The organism is Faecalibacterium tardum (assembly GCF_040096515.1).
Taxonomy (GTDB): Bacteria; Bacillota; Clostridia; order Oscillospirales; family Ruminococcaceae; genus Faecalibacterium; species Faecalibacterium tardum.
This window is the reverse complement of the sequence record NZ_JBBMEO010000095.1, coordinates 1-1,090: the sequence shown is the minus strand read 5'-3', so window position 1 is coordinate 1,090 and position 1,090 is coordinate 1. Positions and strand designations below refer to the sequence as shown.

The window sequence follows — 1,090 nt, the reverse complement described above, 5'->3', positions numbered from 1 at the left end:
CGCGTTCCCAATCCTAAAATCGCAAGATCAAAAATGCGCCGCACGATTTTTGCTGCTGGCGGGTCAACGATAAATGCACCCTTTTTGTTCGGGTCAAACTGATAGCCAAACGGTGCAGCAGATGCCGTTGTAATGCCTTTATGCCACTTGACCTGATTGGCTGTCCGAAGTTTCTTTCCGGCATCTCGGCAGTACATCGTGTTCACCAGATTGCTGACTACCACATCCATGCCCAGCGTCGCACCCTTATAATTATCGCTGTCATAGTTATCGTTGATGGCAATAAGCCGAACGCCCAGCAGAGGAAAAATCTGCTCCATGTACTCACCCACACCGATATAGTCGCGGCCAAAGCGAGAGAGGTCTTTTACTATAATGGTATCGATCTTACCACTGCGCACACCATCCATCATCTGTTGGAAACCCGGTCTGTCAAAATTGCTGCCTGTGTAACCGTCATCCACAAAATCCATCACAGGCACATTTTGTAGACTTTCTTTGCAGGAGATATACCGTTGGATCAGTTCTTTCTGGTTCTCAATGCTGTTGCTCTTATCCTTGCCATCTTTGCCCAAATCGCCATCAGCCCTTGAAATGCGCTGATACGCTGCAATCATTTTTCTGCACTCTCCTTTCCCAGTTCTGCAAACACATCCCGGAATCCAAAGACAATCCGAATCCGTTTGTCCGCGCCTACTTCGATTCTCTGCACAAGGGATTTTACCAACTGAATATCAAATCCAAAGCTGTCCAGATGTTCTTCCAGATGTGCGGTCATATCCAGATATTCTTCAATCTGCCGTTCCACTTTCACTTTTTTATTTTCCGCTTCCTTCAGCGCGGCCCGCAGGCCATCATATTGTCTGGAATAATCTTCCCGAATCAGTTGGTAATCTTCGGAATCCACCACACCAGCCACATAGTCCGCATAAAGCTGTTCCCGCTTCTTGGCCATCTGGCTGACTTTATCGGTCAGGCTCATAATTTCACCCTTTGCCCGGTAGACGGGATTCTGCACATCTTCAATTTTTCGCAGTTCTTCTACCACCTTGCGCCTATCACTAAGTTGTGTAATAAACAGGTGCAACTG

At 47.2% G+C, this 1,090-nt stretch carries 2 protein-coding genes; both read right to left on the bottom strand.

What is annotated here, in order from left to right; genetic code table 11:
- On the bottom strand, positions 1-617 hold a 617-nt coding region (locus WMO44_RS14905), incomplete at its 3' end, for a recombinase family protein (protein WP_349153044.1).
- A partial coding sequence (locus tag WMO44_RS14900; protein ID WP_349153043.1) for a hypothetical protein occupies positions 614-1,090 on the bottom strand: 477 nt, incomplete at its 5' end. The genes WMO44_RS14900 and WMO44_RS14905, both read right to left, overlap by 4 nt.